This window comes from Bacillus sp. NPDC057893 (assembly GCF_042796455.1).
In the GTDB taxonomy this organism is placed as follows: domain Bacteria; phylum Bacillota; class Bacilli; order Bacillales; family Bacillaceae_G; genus Bacillus_A.
Map to the genome: position 1 here is coordinate 1,208,509 of NZ_JBHVNG010000002.1, position 23,907 is coordinate 1,232,415.

Here is a 23,907-nt window from a genome sequence, read left to right on the forward strand (position 1 = left end):
TTATGTCAAAATCCCCCTTATATATAATGAGGGGGATTAAATGTTTGAAGTGGATTTTTCATTAGAGAGTTGTTTGATAAAAAATGTCCCTTTTTCAATAGCTGTCTCAATATAACCAACGATTTGATCAAACGTAAAAACCTGTAGGTCTTCATACAAATGTTGCTCGGGGTACAGCATATCTTCAAAAAGATATTTTCGAAAAGCCAAAACGTTCTCTTTAGAAACCTCTTCGATGTCCACAATGTGAGCTTCTTGATTAAGAAGAGAAAAGAGCTGTTGTTCTTTATCGTAATGATGCAACAATTGTGCGTTCAATAATTTAAAATCGTTATAGTACATAGGTGCGATGGTTTCGTCGTTCTCAATTCTGTTTTTTAGCCAAGGTAGAAAAAATCCACTTAGCCAATTATCATCGGCAATGAGATGCGTATAATAGCCTAAAAGAAAAGGGGAGTCTATATGCTCTTCATATTTATGAATAAATGATTCGTAATCTATTCTTCTTGTATAGTTTTTCGTTGTACCAGCGTAAAAATGTGAAGTTCCTTTTTCTTCTTTTGAATGAACAGCATCAGGAGCTACACCACCAAGTAAGAAAGAAGTTTTATCTTGAATAGAAAGTTTCTTAGCAATACCGTTAGCGATAATGATATGCATAATTCGTGATCCCATGAATAACACCTCTATTTCATGTATTCATTTTAGGGAGCTGTTTGAACGTGTAGTATTACTTTCCCTGTACTTTGTCTACTTTCGACCCATTCATGTGCTTTCCCTGCATCTTGAAGAGGAAAAGATTTCGTAGCTTTAATTTGTAAACTTCCATCGCGTAAATAACGGAAAACTTGATTCGCAGTTTCTTGAAGCAATTCAGGACGTTTTTTCCGTGTAGTGCCAAAGCTGAAACCGAGTATAGAACGGCAACTTGCGTGTAAATCTTTCGTTTGAAAATTACCAACTTCTCCGCTAGCATTGCCGAAATGGACGAGACGACCGTAATAAGCAAGGCATTCTAAACTTCTTTCGGACACAGTACCAGAAATAGAATCTAAAACAATATTAACGCCTTCTCCGTGTGTAAGCTGAGTTACCCTCTCTACAAAATCTTCATCTTGATGACAAATAACATAATCAGCGCCAGCATCTAAAGCAATTTTTCTTTTTGCTTCACTTCCGACAGTCCCGATTACTTTTTTAGCCCCTAATAATTTTGCGAGTTGAATCGCGGTAGTACCAATTCCTCCAGCAGCGGCATGAATTAGAACAGATTCACCTTGTTGAAGTCTTGCAACATTTACAAGTAAATTATAGCTTGTAAAAGATACGATAGGACAAGCGGCGGCGGTTTGAAAGCCGACTTCATCAGGTAAAATGAAAGTAAGATTTTCGTTTGCGACTACATATTCAGCGTAAGAGCCGTTTTGAGGAAAAGCAATGACACGCTGGCCAGGATAAATGTTTTTTACATGAGAACCGACTTGTTCTACAATACCAGCTGCATCTATCCCTGGAATAAAAGGTAAGGCCTTGTTTCCTTTTTTTCCATAACGTGATTTAATATCGGCAAAATTAACACTAGTAGCAACAATGCGAATTAAAACTTGATTATCTGAAATGGCTGGAATATCCACATCTGTATATTGCATCACTTCAGGACCACCGAAAGAAGTTACAACGATAGCTTTCATCATATATCCCCCTAAATTTTACTATATAAATCATTTTAAAGCTTTATTAGGAAATGGAAAATTATATAATTGTTATGCAAGGTTATAAGTGAATCTTATGAAGTTATTAGATCATTATATTAACGTATATAAAAAAATTTTTGAAAAAATCGAACGAAATATCATTTACTTGCCAATATATAGTGTAGAACAAAGGAGGGATGATACATGAAGGATGAAACAGTGTATATAGATTTAATCCAATTAACTTTATCGGGCAATAAAGAAGCGTATAGCGAATTGTATGATAAAACGATTCAAGAAGTATATAAGACAGCACATTTTTTAATAGAGGATAAAACAGATGTAGATGATGTCGTTCAAGAAATATACATACAGCTATATGAAGCGCTTCGTAAATACGATAGCGAGAAGCCATTTCGTCCTTGGCTAATCGGACTTGCGATTAAACAAATTCATTCTTATAGAAGAAAGAGGTGGATGCGACTACGTATTGTAAAAAAAGCAGAAGAGCAAAGAAAACCAGTACAAGTTGATTTTTCTAACGATGTTGTAAGTAAAATATCAAACCAAAAACTAATCGAACTCATTCATAAATTACCATATAAACTGAAGCAAGTTATTATTTTAAGATACTTACACGATTACTCCCAAGAAGAAGTAGCGCAAATATTACATATTCCAATTGGGACTGTGAAATCTAGAATTCATTCGGCATTAAAGAAACTACGTCAAAAAGAGCAAGTAGAAGAAATCTTTTTAGGAGAGGTAGGGAATGTGAAATGAGTTTAAATTGTAGAGTTAGAGAATCTATACAAGAAGAAGCGAAGGGGGTTATTGCCCCGCCGGAGTTAAAAGAAAAAGTAATCGTGCAAATAAAAATGAAGCGCGGAGGGAGTAAAAGGAAGAAACGTCTTATCGCCGGAGTGCTTGCAGCAGCACTTTTAATCCCGACGACTGGTTTTGCTTATCAATCTATTATGGCGGATGGTATATACGGATCTTTTGAGAATTTAAAAAAACATGCCGGAGCGATGACATTAGAAGCGTATATGCGTTTTAATGCAAAATTATCACAAGCGAAAGATGAAATGGGTGCGAAGGAATATGAAGAGTTTACAACAGAACTAAAGAAATTAACAAATGCAAAGCTTGAGTATGGAGATTCGAACGGTAATATTGATTATGATCAGTTATCATCAGCTAAAAAAGAGGAAATGAAAAAGGTAGAAATGGAGCTTCAACCGTATTTTGATAAATTGAATGGCCATAAATCTAGTAAAGAAGTGTTAACTCCAGAAGAGTATGAACAATATATGGAAGCATTAATGTCATATCAAACCGTATTAGTAAAAACGAAATCAAGTGGTGGGATAACAGTAGACGAAGTACCTGAGGCGTACAAAGACAGATTTATTAAAGCGGAGCAGTTTATGGAGTATGTAGATGAAAAGGTGCGATAAGTAGAAAAGCTCATAGCTTTAGCTTTGAGCTTTCTTAATTGAAGCGTAAAGATATTAACCACCTATTCCTTTTGCTATCAATAGGAAATATACAACTACCAGTATTACTCCATTTAATGCAGTACCAAGTATTCCGAATAACCAATTTTTTGATGCTATCGCAAATATAATTCCGAGGAATGAAAGTATACTGAGAATCATAATAAGTAACGATAAATTCGCATTAGGCCCTCTTAAAATAAAGAAAGAAAATACACTTGCGATAAATGTTAGAACCGAGAAAGCCCCTAATTTATACATAATAAATCTCCCTTGGCTGAAATGTATTTTGACTTAGCGCACGATTTTCTTTAGTTTAACATAAATTTCCTATTACCAATTAAATATATGAACAATAAAAAATGAGTATAAAATCTATGCGATTTCATACTCGTTTTGTTATTACTTAAATTTCCTTACCGCATGTATAGCAACTCTCACAAGGAGTATTGCACTTATAAATAAACCACCATAACCAACGACACTTAAAAATTGATTATTAGGTTCTTTTGTATACAAGTCAGGGGCAGAATTACAGAATTTATGATACGGGAAAGCCCACGCAGGACTTTAGTCCGTCTTTAGACGTGGGATGAAAGCATCGTTTTTGCATAGCAAAACATGGTATACTTTATTCATAGTCATGCAAAAAACTCTAAAACGAATGTTCTCTGAAAACAGAATACATATGAGGTTGGGGTAGTCAATTCTTCTACTCCGTAAAATGTATTAAGTCGTCATGCAAAAGACGTAAAAACATTTGAGAACGAACAATCTGTACGGTATGGTCACAGTACCGTAGCCCACGAACCTATATGGTCTGTTGTGGGAGTGGTGATGGCACACCGCAATCTTGCACGTCAGCGATACCAGAAATGGACTTCGCCTTTGGTAGCAAGAATCCAACTGACGTTAGTCAGCTAGCCCCTTTAGGGGTGGGAGTGTCAACTTGACTTGCTTAATAAAGTGAAAGTGGGAAATCACTTAGTTATATTCCTTACTATTCTCCTTGTCTTTTTGTATAAAACAATCTAAAAGCGAGTAACCAGCTATTAAACTAATAATGGTAACGAAAGTTGTATTCACAAGAATAATATTAGCTAAATAAGGTAAGTATTCGCCAAGTGGTGAGAAGAGTAGAGCTGGGGAAAAGGAAATTAATATTGTAGGCACTGTAATAGCGATAAATTTATCCGGCTGAAAGCTCCAGTTTTGTTTACTCGTTGCGTGATTAATAGATTGAAGGAATCGTAATAAAATGCCGACCAAAAGAGGGAAGAGTGTAAAGTAGAATAATCTTGGATAAACGTTAAAGTTCACCTGCGCGTCTGTATCTAAATAAAATTGAATTTTTACTCCAACAAATAATAATAAGACGATAAATAATGTAAAGCAGAGATATTGAATCACTTTTTGCATTTTATTCCACCATCCTTTATTAAAAAATATATTCAAGGAGCGAAGATATATACGATAATGGCGTTGTATATATCTTCGTTTTCTATTAGTTAATTATGGATTTTGTTTGCTTCGTTAAGTAATCAATAATTCCCATCGCGCTAATCTCTAAATCAAGATGTAAAATGTTATAAACAGAATGATTTGATGGAACGTTTAGTTTTGTAAGATGAGTGGAGACTTTCTCCATTAGTAAAGATTGTAATGCCTTAGTAGCCTCATCAAAATCAGTATGTTTTTGAAAAACTTCATTTCCAGTATTAACGAAAATAGGTAACCAATGTTCCAGTTGGTTATATACTTCTGTAACATGAGAGGATGCACCGTAATGACCGAAATAAATAGTATCTACATTCATACTTTGAATATGATTTTTAGAAGCAGTCATCGCATCTGGCTGGAATTGCGAAGGGGACGTTGATGGTAAATATAACTCTACACCAAGGTCTGCAAGCTCTCTATAATAAATTCCGATTGTATCACCAGTAAAAATGCCGTTTGTTAATGAATCATGAATGCTAATATGGTGCTTCGCATGCCCTGGTGTATCATAAAATGTAAGGATGTGGTTTTCTGAAATCTTTAATGTATCATCATTTTGGACAATATGAACACGTTTTTCTTCAATTGGAAGAATTGGAGCAAAAAGTTTATCGAAATCTTCTTTGTACACAGCTTTTGCGCCTAAAATGAGTTTTGTTGGATCAATCATATGACGAGCCCCGCGCGGATGCACAAATAGAGTAGCATTTGGGCACTTTTCCATCATTAACCCTGCTGCGCCTGCATGATCTAAATGAACATGTGTAACGATAATGTTTTTAACATCATTTAAATCAATATGTAATTGTTGTAAGCCGTCTAAAATATAGGGAAGAGAAGGGGCCGCACAAGTTTCAATTAAAGTAATATCGTCACCTAATAAAACATACGTACCTGTTCGTTCATTGTGTTGTAAGTCGTAATCATCAATAAGATATAGGTGAGAAGACAATTGTTCTACTTTTTTCATACTTACCACTCCTTATATACTTGCATGTTTTTCCCGCAATAACGGGCAGTAAGACTCCCACCTCAAAATTTGTATGAAGCAAAGCAGTTAGGCGGGAGATCAACTTCCCGTAAAAGCCCGATTGGTGAGGGCTAATAATCAGTGGGGATGAACAAAATCCCCACTGATTAAAGTTTCACTTTATATTATACGCTAAAAAAAGATAAAGGCAGAAAACGAAAATTCGTCTTCTGCCTTTATGTAATGTTGTTATTTAGTTTGTCCTTTACTAATAGACATAATGAAAAGTCCAACAATACCGCCAACTAGTGGAAGAGTAATTTCTCCTGCTAAATTAAAGTAGGAGCTTAAGAATAAACCATTTACATCGATTACCCATCCAGTAACATACAATAACATCATATATAGTACGAAATAAAACTCGCGATTTGAAATCGTTTCACGTTGTGCAGTTTTCATAATGAACACCATCCTTTTCTATTATAATAGAATATAAACTGTCACATTTTGTTCACAATTCAATTGTAAAACTTTCCATTATAAAAGTCTAGTAGTTTGTGTCGAATTCTCGAACGTAAATAAAACGCTATCATTTTGGCATGTAAGTATGTAATAGAAGCTGTATATTCACGAATGTAGTATAGTATAAACATAGAATGATAGTGTAGAGAGGGGTAGGAACAATGACAGTTCATGATTTTTCAGCTAAAACAATAACAGGAGAAGATAAATCGTTAAAAGATTACGAAGGAAAAGCACTTCTTATTGTAAATGTAGCTAGTAAATGTGGATTTACACCGCAGTATAAAGGGTTACAAGAAGTATATGATAAATATAAAGACCAAGGACTAGAAATACTCGGTTTCCCTTGTAATCAATTTGGAGGACAAGAACCGGGAACGGAAGCTGATATTACTAGTTTTTGTGAATTGAACTACGGTGTAAACTTCCCGATGTTTGCAAAAGTTGATGTGAAAGGTGACAAGGCTCATCCTCTGTATACATACATGACAGAACAAGCACCAGGTTTACTCGGTATGAAAGCAGTAAAATGGAACTTTACTAAGTTTTTAATTGGAAGAGACGGGAAAGTAGTAGGACGTTTTGCACCGCAGACGAAGCCGGTGGATTTAGAGGTGGAGATTGAGAAGGTGCTTGGGGAATAATTAGGAGTTAGCTATCTTTTATTATGTTTATTAAGAAAACACCTCAAAGAACAAAGTAGCTCTTAGTCTTTGAGGTGTTTTCTTTAAACTCATATTATCAAGATTAAATCACTGTATCGAATTCATTTGATTTAGGTAGAGAAGCTGCTTTTTTCATAAGCACTTCCCATAAGTGTACGGATTTCTTCCATTCGGCTGCGGTCTGTCCGTTTTGATACATAGCGTTCTCATAACTGAAAGTAAGTTGTTGCATATCGGCCGAGTTGTAAAGTGTATCGATGCGGAGAGCGTATTCTCGGAATGTTTGACTTTCCCCCCGTGGTATGCCGATTCTCGCAAATTGTTTTAAAAGTGCACCGTAAGCATTTAGATAAACAGCATCATCTTTTCGGTATTTATAGAAAAGAATAATAAAAAATGTAATCCATTTCATTCTAGTGGTGAAGAGAATGTATCCTATGATACTAATTGGTATCGTAGAGAGGAATACGTACCACCAAGAAAACCCATTTTTAGAATTTGTAATCTTTTTAGTAGAGGCTTTTTCTGTATTTTCTATTAAACTTTTGAGCTTTGCTTCATTATTCCGTTTGTGTATTTGCTCGTTATTAGAATTATTTGCTTCGCTATTTTGTGAAATAGGAGCAGGCGTATTATTTATAAAATTATAGGGATTGGTAAATCCTTTTGTTGGTTCGAATGGAATCCATCCGTATCCTGGAAAATATACTTCGACCCAAGAGTGTGCGTTATTGTTCGCGATTGTATAAACATTCTCACCTTCACCTTCAGCAATTGTATTCTCAAGAGTTCCTTCTGTATAGCCTTTTACCCAGCGTGCTGGAATCCCAGCAGAACGAAGTAACACAATCATAGACGTCGAAAAATTATTACAGTATCCGCTTTTTGTATCGAAAAGGAATTGATCTACATAATCTTGGTTTTTTGCAGGAAATAAGACATTCGTTGTTTCATATACAAAAGAATGGTCTGAGAAGTAATTTTCAATAGCTAATACTTTATCATACCGGTTGTCTTTATTATTTGTAAGATTGACAGCCAAGTCTTTTACTCGCTGCGGTAATGATTCGGGAAGTTGTGTGTACTTTGTCATGAAATAAGAACTCGCTTCATGGCCTTCATTCGTTTTTACAGTTTTCAAGCTTTCTATGGGAAACTCCGGGATCTCGTATGTTACTTTATACGAATTTAAAGTAGTAGAAGAGTCTCCGTGCATCGTATAGATTTTTTCTGAAAATGGGTCAACACTGTATGATACATCAGAAGAAGTCTCAACTGATACTAATCCTGCTGGATAGGTAAGGTGAGGATCACTTTTTTGCATGGTGATGGTTGCTTCGGTTGTTTCCGTTTTTGTATTTTGTTCGTACCAGCTCACGACGTCGTTTTTATTTTTAAAAGAAACCTTTTTCGGCTTTTCAGAAACCTCCCAGCCCTTTCCTGTATAAAAATCTTTTGTTTCTACTCTCCAATATTGTTTGTTTTGCGTTTGTGCTGTAAAAACAATTGTATTATCCGCCTTAAAAGGACCGCCTAATTGCGAGTCATCTAAACCATACCCAATTGTAGAAACTTCTTGTTTTTTACTCGCTTCGGATGTGTTGAATTTTAAAAAATTCATTGGGTTTGGCCATTGAGGGCCGAATTTTGGAGCAAAGTATGCGATGGTTGCTGACAATACAATAAATATTGTAAGAGGTCTAAGTAATTTTGAGATTTCTCTAGCATAATTTTGTAAGTGTTCCATCTCTTTTATTCGTTCTATTCGAAGAAGACTAAGTATAAAAAAGCCGATGACAACAGTACGAATAATAGCGTAGTTTGCATTGTATAAATGTAAGTTATGAAAAGTTGTGATATAAATAATAGTCAATACAAGAAATAACAACCCACGTTTTTTATGAATCATCCAAAAAGAGATGAAAGAACTCAAAAACCAAAATGATAGAAAAAATAAAATTGTTGGAAAAACTGGAGAAATATCTAGCAAATTCCCTTGGAAAAACAGGGAGAAATTTCGAGAAAGATCAGAAAAAAATGTTGTTAGCCAAAATGGATTTATAAAAGAATTTTTATAATACAAGGAATGAACGATGAATAAGATTGTGACGATCTTTATTGGAATTTTCCACCTCGTTTGAAAAAAAGAGAGAGTGAAGCAAATTCCTATAAATATTACAAAAATATCTAATCTACCTACGTTTGTAATACCTATAAGGGGTCTTAGCCATTCTAGTAAAAGAAGAAGTGCACATACATGCATGAAGAATCTGCTCATATCCCATCGGTATTTTGTTTGTAATGTTATCATATGCTCACCTCAAAAAACACGTTTGTATACCGATTTTCATAAACCGCGTTTACAAATATTTTTCGTTTTTGTAGAGTTTCTAGTATACTTAGTTCTCGATGTGAGAGTTGATTCGCTTTTTCTTTCACGACAAACACCATTAATTTTCTATTTTTTATAGCAGCACAGTCAGCCGCCTTTTGAATATCGGGAGAAAGATCGCTTGTCACGAGTATAATCGTTACGGGCTGATACATTTTTCTTAATTCCATTTCTACACTCTGGGAGAGCGGGAATACACTGTCTGCTTGTACTTTCGCTAAATGACAAAAGATTTGTTGCAACTGAGTATCTCCATTGTCTAATGGGAAAATAGTTCGTTCTTTTCCGACAGACACGAATGACGCTGGTGAATTTTGCTTCAAGACAGCCCTCACAATAGAGGCAGTAAACGTTACGACTGATTCGAATAGAGGGGACTCGGTTCTGTCCATGAATATCATGATATTATGGCTGCGCTGTTGTTCAAACTCTTTCGTCATAATATTGTTTGTTCGTGCAGTTGCTTTCCAATCAATCCATGAAAAGCGGTCACCAGGTTTATAGTCTCTGACACCGACAGAGACTGTAGAGTTTTTTGCTAAATTTATATTTGCTGAAAGTGCTCCTTGTTCGAAATGATTTTCCAATTGTCGATACGTTATATCTACATACTGGGGATAGACTAAAAATGTATCTGGAACTGAAAAAGTTACTTCTTTCTCCATCATACCGAATAGATCACCAGTTTTGACACGTACGCTTGAAAAAGTGTGCTCTCCTCTAGGGATTGTGTCAATAACATATTGAAACGAAATATTTCGTTTTAATCCTGGAAAGAGTATGACCTTATTCATCTTTGCTTGTCTACAACTTGTAAATTGTGGTGGCAGTTCATCTTCTATAACTAAATAAAGTAAGGGAAAAGGAAATTTTCTTTTTATTGTAATCGTGCTTGAAAATTGATCTCCTGCTGCATATTCATTTTGGTTTGTTATTCGTTTTACTTCAGCGTCCCGTAAAGCGTAGAAGGGGAGTAGTAGTGAATAAAGGCCAATAGGAATCGTACTGTAAAACAAAAACCAACTTACAAATCCTCCTTGAAGCATAGCGTACACAAATGTTAAGACTAGGCATAAAGGGATTAGCAATAACTTGGTAACGTGATATAGTGCTTGTAGTAGTCGTTTCATCAAAGGTTCATCGGCCTTTGCGTCGGCACGGTAGTTCGTGCAACGATTTTGGCGATAACTTTTTCTCCTGTTATTCCTTCAAATCTTGCTTCCATTTTTAGAATGAGTCTGTGAGCTAAAACGTAAGGAGCTAAAAATTTAACATCGTCTGGAATAACATAATTTCTGCCATGAATGAATGCATAAGCCTGTGAAGCTTTCATTAAAGCAATTGAGCCTCGTGGACTTGCACCTAGCTGTATAGAACTATAAGAACGAGTCTGATTAACAAGCTTTACAATGTAATGCTTGATTGCTTTGTCCATGCTTATTTCCCGTACGCTTTGTTGTAAATAAAGTAATTCTTCTATTGTAGTAATAGCTTGTAAATGGGAGAGTGGATTTGTTTTTTCCATCCGGTTTAAAATTTCAAATTCTTCTTCTGGTGTAGGATATCCCATTGTTAGCTTCAACAAGAAACGATCGAGCTGAGCTTCTGGTAAAGGATATGTTCCCTCATATTCGACCGGATTTTGTGTAGCCATTACAAAGAAAGGTTTTGGTAACGGTCTTGTAATGCCATCTATTGTGATAGTGCCTTCTTCCATACTTTCAAGTAAGGCAGATTGTGTCTTTGGAGATGTACGATTAATTTCATCAGCAAGTACAAAATTCCCCATAATTGGTCCAGGCTTGAACTCAAATTGGAGCTCTTTTGGATTGTAAATAGAAACACCTGTTACATCTGACGGCAGTAAATCAGGTGTGAATTGAATTCGCTTGTAATCGGCATCAATTGATTTAGAAAGAGCGCGTACTAGCATTGTTTTCCCTACACCGGGAACATCTTCTAATAGTACATGACCTCCAGCTAAGAGAGCTGTCAAGGCTAAGGTCGTTTCTTTTCGTTTTCCGACCATTAATTTTTCAATATTGTTGATTATTTTTTCTACAATGGGATGTAATGAATCAAGCTGGGGCATCGTAATCCTCCTAATTTTATTATCTTTTTCTAATTCATTTTTATGTTAAAGAAAAGGAGTTCCTTTATTTTAATGCAGTATGATAGTAATCTAAGAGGTAAGTAGTAATGGTTTATATAAGTTCATATTGAGAACTTATATAAATAGGGAAAAACTTAAATGATAAAAAATCATGGTGATATACTTTATACTTTCTATGTCCTTAAAGGTAATCCTACTCATAATTTTATGAATATTCAGATTATATATGCAGATTACATCTAGTATAATTGTTTCCGTAATTAAGAGCAATACAGTAAATAATGATTTGTAGTTTTATCCCTCTATTTGCGGGCTGATTAAAGTTTCACTTTATATAAAATACGTCTTGATAATAGTATCGTTGAAGAAAAGTAAATTCCTTATAGCATTATTGAAGTAGTATCAAAACTCTTTTTAATATATTTATATAAAAACGTAGGAATTTCTCTTGCGTTTTTTCTTATGCAAAAAAGGTGATTCCTCCAAATACTATTCTCCTAATAAGCTCACCGCTGACCGAAATCTTCACAACAAAACAAAGTAATCTTTACTTACAAATGTTTCCCCTTAAACTGATTTCCAAATGAATTTATGACAATCTCTTGAACTGTGCGAAATGTCACATCTGTATTTTACAACCTCTCTTATAGTAAGGGTATGTAAGAGAGACGTATTAAAGGAGTGAACAGTATGAAGAAGAAACCTTCAGCACTAATGAGACGTTTAAAATATTTTTCACCAATAGATCGTTATAACGATAATCATACACAAGAAACATATGAAGATCGTGAATGGGAAAATGTGTACAGAAAACGTTGGCAGCATGATAAAGTAATCCGTTCTACACACGGTGTGAACTGTACGGGTTCATGTAGCTGGAACATTTATGTGAAAGATGGAATTGTAACATGGGAGGGTCAAGAGCTTAATTATCCAACAACAGGTCCTGATATGCCGGATTTTGAACCACGAGGATGTCCGCGTGGAGCGAGCTTTTCTTGGTACATTTATAGTCCGCTTCGTGTGAAATATCCATATGTACGTGGTGTGCTTTGGGAAATGTGGCAAGAAGAACTACAAAATAACGAGTCACCATTAGATGCTTGGAAAAGCATTGTGGAAAACCCTGAAAAGGCACGTAAGTATAAGCAGGCGCGTGGTAAAGGCGGATTCATTCGTGCGAATTGGGATGAAGTATTACAACTTGTTTCAGCTTCTTTACTTTATACAGTAATTAAATACGGTCCAGACCGAAATGTTGGTTTTTCACCAATTCCAGCTATGTCGATGTTAAGTCACGCAGCTGGTAGCCGCTTTATGCAACTTATGGGTGGGCCGATGCTTAGCTTCTATGATTGGTACGCGGATTTACCACCAGCTTCTCCGCAAATTTGGGGTGATCAAACAGATGTACCAGAAAGTAGTGATTGGTATAACTCTGGCTACATTATGACATGGGGTTCAAATGTACCGATGACAAGAACACCAGATGCTCACTTTTTAGCAGAGGTTCGATATAAAGGAACGAAAGTCGTTTCTGTAAGTCCTGACTTTGCTGAATCTACAAAGTTTGCGGATGATTGGATTAGTGTGAAGCAAGGTACAGACGGTGCACTTGCGATGGCAATGGGGCACGTAATCTTACAAGAATTTTACGTAGATAATCAAGTGGAATACTTCACAAAGTATGCGAAGCAATATACTGATTTTCCTTTCTTTGTCACATTGAAACAAAAAGGAGATCAATTCGTTGCGGATCGTTTCTTAAATGCTACTGATATTGGACGTGAAACAAAGTTAGGAGAATGGAAGCCTGTTCTTTGGAACGAAAATACGAACGATTTTGCAACACCTCATGGCACAATGGGGTCACGCTGGGATAACGAAAAGAAATGGAATTTGCGTTTAGAAGATGAACAAACAGGTGAAAAGATAGATCCACGTCTTTCTTTACTTGGAATGGAAGACGCTGTTGGAACGGTACAAATTCCGTACTTCTCAGATGATGGAAACAAAGTATTAGAACGTACAATTCCAGTGAAAAAAATTATGACAGAAGAAGGCGAAGTGTTCGTTACAACTGTATACGACTTAACGTTAGCAAATTACGGCGTGAACCGAGGGCTCGGCGGACAAGAGCCGAAAGATTTCAATGATGATGTACCATTTACACCTGCATGGCAAGAGAAAATGACAGGAGTGAAACGAGAGCTTATTATTCAAATCGCTCGTGAGTTTGCACAAAACGCAGTTGATACGGATGGTCGCTCGATGATTATTGTAGGGGCCGGTATTAACCATTGGTTTAATTCTGATACGATTTATCGCGCAGTTTTAAATCTTGTTCTTCTCGTTGGAGCGCAAGGTGTAAACGGCGGTGGTTGGGCACATTATGTTGGGCAAGAAAAGTTACGACCAGCAGAAGGATGGCAAACAATCGCGATGGCAAAAGATTGGCAGGGGCCACCGAAATTACAAAACGGTACATCTTTCTTCTATTTCGTAACAGATCAATGGCGTTATGAAGATACACCGGTTGGACATTTAGCATCACCAATTGAGGGCAATTCTCGTTATCAACATCACGGTGATTACAATGTATTAGCAGCACGACTTGGCTGGTTACCTTCCTATCCAACGTTCGAGAAAAATGGAATTGAATTATATAAAGAAGCTGTTGCTGCTGGTGCAACAACGCAAGAAGAAATCGGAAAATACGTTGCACAAAAACTAAAAGAAAAAGAACTAAAATTTGCGATTGAAGATCCAGATAATAAAAACAACTTCCCGCGCAACTTATTCGTATGGCGTGCCAACTTAATTTCAAGTTCTGGTAAAGGCCACGAATATTTCTTAAAACATTTATTAGGTACAACAAATGGATTAATGAATGACGATAGTGATTCAATACGACCAGAAGAAATTAAGTGGCATGAAGAAGCGCCAGAAGGGAAGCTTGATCTACTCATTAATTTAGATTTCCGTATGGCTGGAACAGCGCTCTATTCTGACATCGTCTTACCTGCTTCAACTTGGTATGAAAAGCATGATTTAAGCAGTACGGATATGCATCCATTTGTACATCCATTTAATCCAGCAATCGGTTCACCGTGGGAAGCACGCTCTGACTGGGATATTTTCACCGCTCTTTCTAAAGCTGTGTCAGATTTAGCGAAGAAAATCGATCTTGAACCAATGAAAGAAGTCGTTGCAACACCACTTCTTCACGATACACCGCAAGAATTAGCGCAACCACTAGGTAAAGTTAAAGATTGGAGTAAAGGTGAGTGTGAACCGATCCCAGGTAAAACAATGCCGCAAATTCATGTTGTCGAACGAGATTATAAAACGATTTATGACAAAATGACAGCGCTTGGGCCGAATGCTGGGAAACAACCGATTGGTACGAAAGGCATTTCTTGGTCTGCAGAAAAAGAATATGAGCAATTAAAGAGCAAATTAGGAGTTATTCGAACGGATTCTATTGCGAAAGGTTGCCCAGACATAAAAGAAGCAATCAATGCTGCTGAGGCGGTATTAACGCTTTCTTCGACAACAAACGGTCATATGGCTGTAAAAGCATGGGAAGCACTTGAAAAACAAACGGATTTAAAACTGCGTGATTTAGCAGAAGAACGTGAAGAAGAATGCTTCACATTCGAACAAATTACAGCACAGCCGAAAACAGTAATTACTTCTCCAGCCTTTACAGGTTCTGAAAAAGGTGGACGCCGTTACTCTCCATTTACAACAAATGTGGAACGTCTTATTCCTTGGAGAACGATAACGGGTCGACAATCTTTCTACTTAGATCATGACATGATGAAAGAATTCGGTGAAACGATGGCAACATTTAAACCAATTCTGCAACATAAACCGTTCCGTAAATCACGTCCCGAAGTAGAAGGAAAAGAAATTACACTAAACTATTTAACACCGCATAATAAGTGGTCGATTCATAGTATGTATTTCGATTCATTACCGATGTTAACGCTGTTTAGAGGTGGTCCAACTGTTTGGATGAATAAAGATGATGCGGAAGAAGCTGGAGTTGCTGATAATGATTGGATTGAATGCTTTAACCGTAACGGTGTTGTTGTAGCGCGTGCTGTTGTAACACACCGTATACCGAGAGGAATGGCATTTATGCACCATGCGCAAGATCGTCATATTAACGTGCCTGGTACGAAATTAACAAGCACCCGCGGGGGAACTCATAATAGTCCAACTCGAATTCACGTTAAACCAACACATATGATTGGTGGATATGGCCAATTAAGCTATGGATTTAACTATTATGGTCCGACTGGGAACCAGCGTGACTTAAATGTTGTAATCCGTAAACTGAAGGAGGTAGATTGGCTTGAAGATTAAAGCACAAGTCGGAATGGTAATGAACCTAGATAAATGCATCGGCTGCCATACTTGTAGCGTAACATGCAAAAACACCTGGACAAATCGTCCAGGTGCTGAATATATGTACTTCAATAACGTAGAAACGAAACCTGGAATTGGTTATCCGAAACAATGGGAAGATCAAGAGAAATATAAAGGCGGCTGGGAATTGAAAAATGGTGAAATTCAGCTGAAATCCGGTTCGAAAATGAAACGCCTTATGAATATTTTCCACAATCCAGATCAACCAACAATCGATGATTACTTTGAACCTTGGAACTATGATTATGAAACATTAGCAAATAGCCCGCAGCGTAAGCATCAACCAGTTGCTCGTCCGAAATCAGCAATTACAGGCGAATTTATCGACAAAATTGAATGGGGCCCAAACTGGGAAGATGATTTAGCTGGTGGACATATAACAGGATTGCAAGATCCGAACGTAAAGAAAATGGAAGAAGAAATTAAAACAGATTTTGAAAATGTCTTTATGATGTATTTACCACGCATATGCGAACATTGTATGAATCCATCTTGCGTATCTTCTTGTCCATCTGGTGCGATGTATAAACGTGAAGAAGATGGGATTGTTCTTGTGGATCAAAATGCATGTCGTGCTTGGAGGTTCTGCGTATCTTCTTGTCCATATAAAAAAGTGTATTTTAACTGGCAAACGAATAAAGCAGAAAAATGTACAATGTGTTTCCCACGTATTGAAGCTGGTATGCCAACGATTTGTTCGGAAACATGTGTAGGACGTATTCGGTATATTGGGGTAATGCTATATGACGCTGACAAAGTGAAAGAAGCAGCTTCTGTTGAAGATGAAAAAGATTTATATGAATCTCAGCTTACTGTTTTCCTAGATCCCAATGATCCAGAAGTAGCAGCTGAAGCGAAAAAACAAGGCATTCCTGAAGAATGGATTAAAGCAGCACAAGAGTCACCAATCTATAAAATGATTATCGATTGGAAAATTGCTCTGCCTCTTCATCCAGAGTACCGTACAATGCCAATGGTTTGGTATATCCCACCGCTTAGCCCAATTATGAATATGGTGGAAGGGAAAGGTAGTAACTGGCAAGCAGAAGAGATTTTCCCTGCTATCGATAATATGCGTATCCCAATTCAATATTTAGCGAATCTACTCACTGCAGGAGATGAATCCCACATTCGTCTTACATTGAAAAAAATGGCTGTCATGCGAACGCATATGAGAGCATTGCAAATTAATAAAGAACCAAATGAAGCAGTATTAAAAGAAATTGGTTTAACGAAACAGGATGTAGAAGATATGTATCGTCTTCTTGCTATCGCGAAATATAAAGATCGCTTTGTCATCCCGACATCTCACCGTGAACAAGTTGCTGATCTATATAGTGAACAAGGAAGCTGTGGTTTATCCTTCACAGGTGGGCCAGGGTCTTGCATGACAATTTCTTAAATAAAGGGGGCAGAAAATGATGAAACAAAGTTTACAAACTGCTTTTTCTTGTTCTTCTTTTCTTCTCTCCTATCCGGAACTTGGGTGGGGAGAAGCTTTAACTGAATTACAAGAAGAGATTGAAGCAATTGAACAGGAAGACGTTAAAGCAGCACTTACAGCATTTATAAAACAAGCACTAGATAAAACGAACGATCAATTAATTGATTGTTACGTATATACATTTGATTTTGGTAAAAAGACAAATATGTATTTAACTTATATGAACACAGGTGAACAAAGAGAAAGAGGTATTGAATTATTAGAGTTAAAACAGCATTATAAAAAATCTGGTTTTGAAGTAACAGATAAAGAACTACCTGATTATTTACCGCTTTTGCTTGAGTTTTTTGCAAATGCAAATGAGCAAGATAGTGAGCCAATTATGAGTAAATACAAGGAAAATATACAAGCGTTACACGTTCAGTTGAAAGAAGCAGACAGTATGTATGAACCAATTCTTGCAGCTATTCTCCTCGCTATCGATACATGGGGTGTACAGACAAATTAGAAAGGAGAGTTGTCAAAATGATGGATCAATTTCTATGGGTGTTGTTTCCCTATATCATTTTTGCAATCTTTATCGGTGGACATATTTTCAGATACAACTATGATCAATTTGGATGGACATCAAAATCTAGTGAACTATTAGAGAAGAAAATGCTCCGAATCGGAAGTCTATTATTCCACTTTGGGATCATGTTCGTAATTGGCGGTCATGTGATGGGGATTTTAATTCCAGAGGCTGTATACCGTTCAATAGGTATTTCTGAGCATATGTATCATGTAGTAGCAATTAGTTTCGGGCTTCCGGCGGGTGTTGCTTCTATCATCGGCTTAATTATATTAACGTACCGCCGTGTAACAGTAAAACGCATCATTGCAACGAGTACAACGGGAGATTATATTGCGCTTATTTTATTACTTATCGTTATGTTAGCAGGACTTTCTTCAACATTTTTAAATATCGACTCAAAAGGATTTGATTATCGTACAACGATTGGCCCTTGGTTCCGAAGTCTCTTTATTTTCCAACCGAAAGTTGAATATATGATGGAAGTACCTGTATGGTTTAAAATTCATATTATTGCAGCGATGGGGCTTTTCGCAGTATGGCCATTTACAAGACTTGTACATGTATTTAGTGCCCCAATTAAATATGTAAGCCGCAGCTATGTAATTTACAGAAGACGTATTCCTAATGAATTGAAAAAATAATACTGCTGTAAGCGGATAGGAGCTAGCGGGTAAAACGAAACGAGGTCTAATATGGAAGGCCTCGTTTTTGTTAATATAAGGTGACAGCCGTGTACGTGAAAATTAATAAGTAGCTTAATATGAAAACAGAGTAGCATCTATATAAGATGCTACTCGATGCTACAAACAGAGGCAGAGCAATCTTCACAAGCAATTTCACATTTTAAAAATTGTAAATCATGGATCGTAATCTTTCCTTTATTAATAGAAATCGTACCTTTTTTTTTCAAATCATTTAACATTCGATTTACACTTTCACGCGAAGTTGCACAGAAATTTGCAAGTTCTTGATTCGTTAATGGTAAATCGATGAGAATCCCATTTTCTTTTAACATACCATAACTATTTGTCATACGAATGAGAGTAGAATATAGGGCACCTTTTTTGCCGTGTAATACTAAATCTCGGAACTTCGTTTGCATTCTTCTTAAATGTTCACTAATCCATTTCATAAATTCAAATACAAGTGCGGGTTTTTGGAGTAATGCTTTTTCTAAGGCTTCACGCTTTATAACGCCTACTTCAACATCTTCAAGGCATTTTGAATTTAATAAATACTTCGCATTGTCCGTGAACAATGTTAGTTCTCCAATAATGTCATATTGCGAACAAATACGGAGTGTTAATTCTTGCCCGTCAGCACTTAGTTTACTAATTTGTACTTTTCCTGAGTGGATGATATAGAGATCTGTTGCTTCCATACCTTCTTGAAAAATAAAACTTCCTTTTTTTATCTGCATTTTATATTCAACAGATGCAAGTAATTCTTTTAAATCTTGAGATAATGTCATACTGTTTGCCACAGCGATCACCTTTCTTCTTATAAGCAATACATTTCCTATTTTGAGTGTAAGTATGATGAAAATGCAAGAGCTATTTTTAAAAAAAGTGAAATTTCAATGACCGTAAGGGGAAACAATCTCAAATTTCTAAAAAGCTACTTGTAGTAAGGAATTATATATAACTCTACGTTTTTTTAGTTGGAAAAAGAGAACAAGAAACACAATGGGAAATTTCAATGTGTAAAGAGAATGAGGCTAGAGATGTGAACAAAATTCGAACGGATTTGTGAAGATTTGTTGAATGGGGAAAGTAATGTGAGAAAAGTCACATTGAATATGTAGCTTCTTTTTTATAATAAAGGCAAATAAAAAAATTGAAAACTTACTAAGGATTTGAGTAGAAAAGAAGGGATATAGATGCACGAGAAGATGAGAGATTCTTTAGAACGGCCACTTCAAGATTTACGTATTTCAGTTATTGACCGTTGTAATTTTAGGTGCACATACTGTATGCCAGCTGAAGTGTTCGGACCTGATTATGCTTTTTTACAGGAAGAGTTTTTATTAACATTCGATGAAATAGAAAGATTAGCTAGATTATTTATAAGTATGGGAGTCAATAAAATTAGACTTACTGGTGGAGAACCTTTATTACGTAAAGACTTACCAAAGTTAATTGCAAGGCTTGCAAAGCTAGAAGGTTTAACGGATATTGGTCTCACAACAAACGGTATTCATTTAGCAAAACAAGCAAAGCTATTAAAAGAAGCGGGATTAAAACGTGTAAATATTAGTTTAGATGCGATAGAGGATCATGTCTTCCAAAAAATTAATGGACGAAATGTAAGTACAAAACCTGTATTGAAAGGAATTGAAGCAGCAAAGGCAGCTGGATTAGAAGTAAAGGTAAATATGGTTGTAAAAAGAGGGATGAATGATAGTCAAATTCTTCTTATGGCTCGTTATTTTAAAGAACAAGAAATTCAGCTCCGTTTTATCGAGTTTATGGATGTGGGCAGTACGAACGGATGGAACTTTGAACAAGTTATTACGAAGGAACAATTAATAGAGAAAATTAATCGTGTATATCCGATTGAGCCTGTTACACCTCGTTACTTTGGAGAAGTTGCAAAATTATATCGATATGTAGGGAGCAACGCAGAAGTTGGATTTATTACTTCAGTCTCTGAGTCATTTTGTTCTTCTTGTACGAGAGCTCGTATTTCGGCAGACGGTAAATTTTTCACATGCTTATTTGGAACAAAAGGAACGGATCTACGAACGCTTCTTCGAGAAAATATTTCTGATGCATCACTATTAAAAATTTTACAACATACATGGGAGTTTAGGAAAGATCGGTATTCAGATGAAAGAACGGCTGAAAGTACAAATAAACGTCCAAAAGTTGAAATGTCTTACATTGGTGGATAACGAAAGGAGGATTCCATATGCAGGAGCGTTATTCAAGGCAAGTATTGTTTTCTGGAATTGGTGAAATGGGACAAAGAAAAATAAGAGAAAAACATGTGCTCCTAATCGGTGCGGGTGCACTTGGAGCCGCAAATGCGGAAGTGCTCGTTAGGATGGGAATTGGGAAATTGACAATCGCAGACCGTGATTACGTCGAATGGAGTAATTTACAACGGCAACAGTTATATACAGAAGAAGATGCACAGCAGTGTAAACCAAAAGCAATTGCAGCGGCAGAACATTTAAGAAGGATTAATTCTGAAGTGGAAATTGTACCAGTTGTAACGGATGTCACAATGCAAGAAATGGAAGAGTTAACAAAAGAAGTGGATCTTATTTTAGATGCGACTGACAATTTCGATACGCGCCTACTTATAAATGACATTTCACAAAAAGAAAATATACCTTGGATATACGGTGGTTGCATTGGAGGTTACGGTGTAACGTATACGATTCTTCCAGGGGAAACGCCATGCTTTCGCTGCCTAATGGATCATCCTATGGGCGGTGCAACATGCGAAACAGCAGGAATCATTCAGCCAGCTGTACAAATGGTCGTTGCTCACCAAGTAACAGAAGCTATGAAAATATTGGTGGATGATTTTCAGTCGTTACGAGGGACAATGTTATCATTTGATATTTGGAACAATCAATATCTTTCATTAAAAGTAAATAGGCAGAAAAAAAGTACATGTCCATCTTGTGGAAATTTACGCACGTATCCAAGTTTAACGTTTGAATCACAGATGAAAACAGAAGTGCTATGCGGAAGGAATACGGTTCAAATCCGTCCGGGAGTAAAGGGGATTCTTAATTTAGAAGAAATTCAAAAGCGCTTACAAAAAAGTGTGAATGTCAAAAAAACACCATATTTACTATCGTTTCTAATTGATGACTATAGTTTTGTTTTATTTACAGACGGTAGGGCGTTTATTCATGGGACTAATGATCTGAAAATGGCAAAACGGTTATACGCAAAGTATATAGGGTGAACATAAAGAAAGTTTTTCCCTATCAAAACGAGGTGAAAAAAGAATGTTAGAAAAACGTATACCAATTCCAGTGGCAGAAGCAGTCGCGCGTGTAATGGAGTACGCTCATCGAGGTGAAACTGAAAAGGTTGCACTTATAGAAAGTTATGGACGAATCCTTGGAGAAGATGTTGTTGCAGATCATGATGTTCCGCATTTTGATCGCTCTCCATACGACGGATTTGCGATTCGAGCGGAAGATACAAAAGAAGCAAGTAGCAGTACCCCCATTCAGTTCGAGGTGATTGGTGAAATTGGAGCAGGTTTTGTTTTTACAGAAGAAGTGAAACCATTTCAAGCTGTACGTATTATGACAGGAGCCGCGATTCCAGTGGGGTGTAATGCTGTTGTTATGTTAGAACTAACGGAATCGTTTGAAGAAAACGAAAAGACTTATATGAAATTAAAACGCTCTTTTGCGTCTGGTGATAACATTTCTTTTAAAGGGGAAGATGTAAAACAAAATGCCATCCTTGTGAAAAAAGGAACTCCTATTAACCCTGGAGTAGCGGCGCTTCTTGCTACGTTTGGTTATAGTTCAGTACATGTTGTAAGACAGCCGATTATTGGAATTGTAACGACAGGAAGTGAACTGCTCGAAGTACATGAACAACTGAAACAAGGCAAGATTCGAAATAGTAACTCCTATATGATTGCTGCTCAAGTTGAACGAGCAGGTGGAGTCGTACGGTATTATGGACAATTCGTTGACGATTTAGAGACGTGTTATAACACTGTAAAAAGAGCAATGAAAGAAGTCGATATTTTAATTACAACTGGTGGTGTTTCAGTAGGGGACTATGATTATTTACCTGCTATTTATGAGAGATTACAAGCTAATGTACTTTTCAATAAAATAGCGATGCGACCAGGAAGCGTGACAACTGTAGCTGAGCTAGAAGGAAAACTATTATTTGGTCTATCTGGTAATCCTTCTGCTTGTTATGTCGGATGTGAACTATATGTTCGACCAGTAATTCGAACATACTTGCATAGGAAAGATTCGCATGTATATCGTGCAGAAGCGATTTTACAGAAAGATTTTCCGAAAGCAAACCCATTTACTCGTTTTGTAAGAGGGAGAGTTGAAATTGTAGATGGCCAATTGCAAGTTACACCAGTTGGCTTAGATAAATCAAGTGCAATTTCTTCACTTGCAGAAGCGAATGCATTTATCGTTTTACCGGGCGGAACACGAGGATTTGAAGCAGGAATAGCTGTTTCGGTACTGTTATTAGAATCAAACGTAGGAAGCGAGTGGCCATGGGAAGAACCACTTCGATCGTACAAGTAATAGAAAAATAGATTGATGGCTTCTTCGCGGATTATGATTTATACAAAGATAAGAGGTGCAAGATGACACATACGTATTATGAAGTAATTGATACGCCTATTTCAATTGAAGATGTTACAAGTAAAGTAATTCGACGTGAGTGTGGTGCAGTTACTACTTTTATTGGTACTGTCAGAGAATTTACGAAAGGACGTCGTACACTATATTTAGAGTATGTAGCTTATAAGACAATGGCGGAAAAACAGCTTGCGAAAATTGGTACCGAAGTAGAAGAGAAATGGCCGGGGACATATGTGGCAATTACACATCGCATTGGTACATTGCAAATTTCTGATCTTGCTGTTGTTGTAGCTGTTGCTACACCACATCGGAAAGCGGCCTATGAAGCGAATGAGTATATTATGGAGCGTATAAAACAAATTGTTCCGATTTGGAAGAAAGAGTTTTGGGAAGATGGTGAGTCATGGATAGGTGATCAGTTAGAGAAAACAGCATATGTAAATGGTGAACCTGAACAGGAGATGAGAACATGATTGAAGTACTATTATTTGCACATTTGCAAGAAGAAGTAAGTAAGCCGGCCTTGCAAATAGATTGTGAAAATATTACGGTTGCTGAGCTAAAGGATGTTCTTATAAAGAAATACAACGTAGCAATTTCAAACGAGATTATGGTCGCTATAAATGAAGAATACGCAAATGAGGACGACATCATTCAAACTGGTGATGTAGTAGCAATGATTCCGCCAGTAAGTGGTGGTTGATTCTTTTCAGTCTAATCATGTGAGTACGTGATTAGACTGGAGGGAATTAATATAACTATGCATACATAGGAGGGAAC

Annotated in this window: 22 protein-coding genes; 12 read left to right on the plus strand and 10 right to left on the minus strand. The window is 36.6% G+C overall.

Features of this window, described 5'->3' with window-relative positions; genetic code table 11:
- Positions 1–36: 36 nt before the first annotated feature.
- Positions 37–675: a zinc dependent phospholipase C family protein gene (locus ACFVQC_RS15025; RefSeq protein WP_002148431.1), complete on the minus strand. Its 639-nt coding sequence runs from the start codon at positions 673–675 to the stop codon at positions 37–39.
- A gap of 29 nt (positions 676–704) precedes the next feature.
- Positions 705–1,691 (minus strand): quinone oxidoreductase family protein, encoded by a 987-nt coding sequence (locus tag ACFVQC_RS15030; protein ID WP_377898597.1) that lies wholly within the window; start codon positions 1,689–1,691, stop codon positions 705–707.
- Between the two features lie 207 nt (positions 1,692–1,898).
- Between ACFVQC_RS15030 and ACFVQC_RS15035 the strand changes: the two genes are divergently transcribed.
- Positions 1,899–2,477: a sigma-70 family RNA polymerase sigma factor gene (locus tag ACFVQC_RS15035; RefSeq protein WP_377893164.1), complete on the plus strand. Its 579-nt coding sequence runs from the start codon at positions 1,899–1,901 to the stop codon at positions 2,475–2,477.
- Complete coding sequence (locus ACFVQC_RS15040) at positions 2,474–3,154, plus strand: DUF3600 domain-containing protein (protein WP_377893162.1); 681 nt, start codon at positions 2,474–2,476, stop codon at positions 3,152–3,154. The genes ACFVQC_RS15035 and ACFVQC_RS15040 overlap by 4 nt, the downstream gene beginning before the upstream one ends.
- A gap of 54 nt (positions 3,155–3,208) precedes the next feature.
- On the opposite strand, the gene ACFVQC_RS15045 is transcribed toward ACFVQC_RS15040, so the two are convergent.
- The 4 genes from ACFVQC_RS15045 to ACFVQC_RS15060 form a co-directional block, all read right to left on the minus strand.
- On the minus strand, positions 3,209–3,454 hold the full coding sequence (locus tag ACFVQC_RS15045; RefSeq protein WP_377898598.1) for a hypothetical protein: 246 nt from the start codon (positions 3,452–3,454) through the stop codon (positions 3,209–3,211).
- Positions 3,455–4,177: 723 nt separating this feature from the next.
- Positions 4,178–4,612, minus strand: coding sequence for a hypothetical protein (locus ACFVQC_RS15050; RefSeq protein WP_377893160.1), 435 nt, complete (start codon positions 4,610–4,612; stop codon positions 4,178–4,180).
- Between the two features lie 85 nt (positions 4,613–4,697).
- Complete coding sequence (locus ACFVQC_RS15055; protein WP_377898599.1) at positions 4,698–5,663, minus strand: MBL fold metallo-hydrolase; 966 nt, start codon at positions 5,661–5,663, stop codon at positions 4,698–4,700.
- Positions 5,664–5,912: 249 nt separating this feature from the next.
- Positions 5,913–6,122: a DUF3925 domain-containing protein gene (locus ACFVQC_RS15060; RefSeq protein WP_002158089.1), complete on the minus strand. Its 210-nt coding sequence runs from the start codon at positions 6,120–6,122 to the stop codon at positions 5,913–5,915.
- Positions 6,123–6,346: 224 nt separating this feature from the next.
- On the opposite strand from ACFVQC_RS15060, the gene bsaA reads away from it, so the two are divergent.
- Positions 6,347–6,829, plus strand: a complete 483-nt coding sequence (bsaA, locus tag ACFVQC_RS15065) for a glutathione peroxidase (protein ID WP_377898600.1) — start codon at positions 6,347–6,349, stop codon at positions 6,827–6,829.
- A gap of 103 nt (positions 6,830–6,932) precedes the next feature.
- Here the strand turns inward: bsaA and ACFVQC_RS15070 are convergent, their stop codons facing one another.
- The 3 genes from ACFVQC_RS15070 to ACFVQC_RS15080 are packed head-to-tail and all read right to left on the minus strand — an operon-like array spanning position 6,933 to position 11,334.
- On the minus strand, positions 6,933–9,161 hold the full coding sequence (locus tag ACFVQC_RS15070; protein ID WP_377898601.1) for a transglutaminase TgpA family protein: 2,229 nt from the start codon (positions 9,159–9,161) through the stop codon (positions 6,933–6,935).
- Positions 9,158–10,372 (minus strand): DUF58 domain-containing protein, encoded by a 1,215-nt coding sequence (locus tag ACFVQC_RS15075; RefSeq protein WP_377898602.1) that lies wholly within the window; start codon positions 10,370–10,372, stop codon positions 9,158–9,160. Before ACFVQC_RS15075 ends, ACFVQC_RS15070 begins: the two co-directional genes overlap by 4 nt.
- A complete protein-coding gene (locus ACFVQC_RS15080) occupies positions 10,372–11,334 on the minus strand; it encodes an AAA family ATPase (RefSeq protein ID WP_377898603.1) in 963 nt (320 codons plus the stop codon). The genes ACFVQC_RS15075 and ACFVQC_RS15080 overlap by 1 nt, the downstream gene beginning before the upstream one ends.
- A gap of 711 nt (positions 11,335–12,045) precedes the next feature.
- Between ACFVQC_RS15080 and ACFVQC_RS15085 the strand changes: the two genes are divergently transcribed.
- Genes ACFVQC_RS15085 through narI form a run of 4 tightly spaced genes read left to right on the plus strand, consistent with a single transcriptional unit; the run spans position 12,046 to position 18,451 of the window.
- Positions 12,046–15,729, plus strand: coding sequence for a nitrate reductase subunit alpha (locus ACFVQC_RS15085; protein WP_377898604.1), 3,684 nt, complete (start codon positions 12,046–12,048; stop codon positions 15,727–15,729).
- Positions 15,719–17,194 (plus strand): nitrate reductase subunit beta, encoded by a 1,476-nt coding sequence (gene narH, locus ACFVQC_RS15090; RefSeq protein WP_377898605.1) that lies wholly within the window; start codon positions 15,719–15,721, stop codon positions 17,192–17,194. Before ACFVQC_RS15085 ends, narH begins: the two co-directional genes overlap by 11 nt.
- Positions 17,195–17,213: 19 nt before the next feature.
- Entirely contained in the window at positions 17,214–17,744 is a 531-nt protein-coding gene (gene narJ / locus ACFVQC_RS15095) for a nitrate reductase molybdenum cofactor assembly chaperone (protein ID WP_377893189.1), read from the plus strand.
- Positions 17,745–17,761: 17 nt separating this feature from the next.
- The gene (gene narI, locus ACFVQC_RS15100; protein WP_377893150.1) at positions 17,762–18,451 is read left to right on the plus strand and encodes a respiratory nitrate reductase subunit gamma; all 690 of its coding nucleotides are present in this window, start codon (positions 17,762–17,764) and stop codon (positions 18,449–18,451) included.
- 149 nt (positions 18,452–18,600) lie between these two features.
- Here narI and ACFVQC_RS15105 read toward each other — a convergent pair whose 3' ends face one another.
- Entirely contained in the window at positions 18,601–19,293 is a 693-nt protein-coding gene (locus ACFVQC_RS15105; protein WP_377893149.1) for a Crp/Fnr family transcriptional regulator, read from the minus strand.
- A gap of 396 nt (positions 19,294–19,689) precedes the next feature.
- On the opposite strand from ACFVQC_RS15105, the gene moaA reads away from it, so the two are divergent.
- The 5 genes from moaA (at position 19,690) to moaD (ending at position 23,830) form a co-directional block, all read left to right on the plus strand.
- The gene (gene moaA, locus ACFVQC_RS15110; RefSeq protein WP_377893147.1) at positions 19,690–20,703 is read left to right on the plus strand and encodes a GTP 3',8-cyclase MoaA; all 1,014 of its coding nucleotides are present in this window, start codon (positions 19,690–19,692) and stop codon (positions 20,701–20,703) included.
- 17 nt (positions 20,704–20,720) lie between these two features.
- Positions 20,721–21,734, plus strand: coding sequence for a molybdopterin-synthase adenylyltransferase MoeB (locus tag ACFVQC_RS15115; RefSeq protein ID WP_377893145.1), 1,014 nt, complete (start codon positions 20,721–20,723; stop codon positions 21,732–21,734).
- A 43-nt stretch (positions 21,735–21,777) separates the two neighbouring features.
- Positions 21,778–23,067, plus strand: a complete 1,290-nt coding sequence (locus ACFVQC_RS15120; protein WP_377898606.1) for a molybdopterin molybdotransferase MoeA — start codon at positions 21,778–21,780, stop codon at positions 23,065–23,067.
- Between the two features lie 62 nt (positions 23,068–23,129).
- Entirely contained in the window at positions 23,130–23,600 is a 471-nt protein-coding gene (locus ACFVQC_RS15125) for a molybdenum cofactor biosynthesis protein MoaE (RefSeq protein WP_377893141.1), read from the plus strand.
- Positions 23,597–23,830: a molybdopterin converting factor subunit 1 gene (moaD, locus tag ACFVQC_RS15130; protein WP_377893139.1), complete on the plus strand. Its 234-nt coding sequence runs from the start codon at positions 23,597–23,599 to the stop codon at positions 23,828–23,830. The genes ACFVQC_RS15125 and moaD overlap by 4 nt, the downstream gene beginning before the upstream one ends.
- The last annotated feature ends 77 nt before the right edge of the window (positions 23,831–23,907 follow it).

Coding starts and splice junctions, on each gene's coding strand:
- ACFVQC_RS15040 (WP_377893162.1), top strand. CDS start 2,474: ATGAGTTTAAATTGTAGAGTTAGAGAATCTATACAAGAAGAAGCGAAG.
- ACFVQC_RS15075 (WP_377898602.1), bottom strand. CDS start 10,372: ATGAAACGACTACTACAAGCACTATATCACGTTACCAAGTTATTGCTA.
- ACFVQC_RS15055 (WP_377898599.1), bottom strand. CDS start 5,663: ATGAAAAAAGTAGAACAATTGTCTTCTCACCTATATCTTATTGATGAT.
- ACFVQC_RS15080 (WP_377898603.1), bottom strand. CDS start 11,334: ATGCCCCAGCTTGATTCATTACATCCCATTGTAGAAAAAATAATCAAC.
- ACFVQC_RS15025 (WP_002148431.1), bottom strand. CDS start 675: ATGGGATCACGAATTATGCATATCATTATCGCTAACGGTATTGCTAAG.
- ACFVQC_RS15085 (WP_377898604.1), top strand. CDS start 12,046: ATGAAGAAGAAACCTTCAGCACTAATGAGACGTTTAAAATATTTTTCA.
- narI (WP_377893150.1), top strand. CDS start 17,762: ATGATGGATCAATTTCTATGGGTGTTGTTTCCCTATATCATTTTTGCA.
- ACFVQC_RS15060 (WP_002158089.1), bottom strand. CDS start 6,122: ATGAAAACTGCACAACGTGAAACGATTTCAAATCGCGAGTTTTATTTC.
- ACFVQC_RS15115 (WP_377893145.1), top strand. CDS start 20,721: ATGCAGGAGCGTTATTCAAGGCAAGTATTGTTTTCTGGAATTGGTGAA.
- ACFVQC_RS15045 (WP_377898598.1), bottom strand. CDS start 3,454: ATGTATAAATTAGGGGCTTTCTCGGTTCTAACATTTATCGCAAGTGTA.
- ACFVQC_RS15070 (WP_377898601.1), bottom strand. CDS start 9,161: ATGATAACATTACAAACAAAATACCGATGGGATATGAGCAGATTCTTC.
- narJ (WP_377893189.1), top strand. CDS start 17,214: ATGAAACAAAGTTTACAAACTGCTTTTTCTTGTTCTTCTTTTCTTCTC.
- moaA (WP_377893147.1), top strand. CDS start 19,690: ATGCACGAGAAGATGAGAGATTCTTTAGAACGGCCACTTCAAGATTTA.
- ACFVQC_RS15030 (WP_377898597.1), bottom strand. CDS start 1,691: ATGAAAGCTATCGTTGTAACTTCTTTCGGTGGTCCTGAAGTGATGCAA.
- ACFVQC_RS15120 (WP_377898606.1), top strand. CDS start 21,778: ATGTTAGAAAAACGTATACCAATTCCAGTGGCAGAAGCAGTCGCGCGT.
- ACFVQC_RS15125 (WP_377893141.1), top strand. CDS start 23,130: ATGACACATACGTATTATGAAGTAATTGATACGCCTATTTCAATTGAA.
- ACFVQC_RS15035 (WP_377893164.1), top strand. CDS start 1,899: ATGAAGGATGAAACAGTGTATATAGATTTAATCCAATTAACTTTATCG.
- moaD (WP_377893139.1), top strand. CDS start 23,597: ATGATTGAAGTACTATTATTTGCACATTTGCAAGAAGAAGTAAGTAAG.
- ACFVQC_RS15050 (WP_377893160.1), bottom strand. CDS start 4,612: ATGCAAAAAGTGATTCAATATCTCTGCTTTACATTATTTATCGTCTTA.
- bsaA (WP_377898600.1), top strand. CDS start 6,347: ATGACAGTTCATGATTTTTCAGCTAAAACAATAACAGGAGAAGATAAA.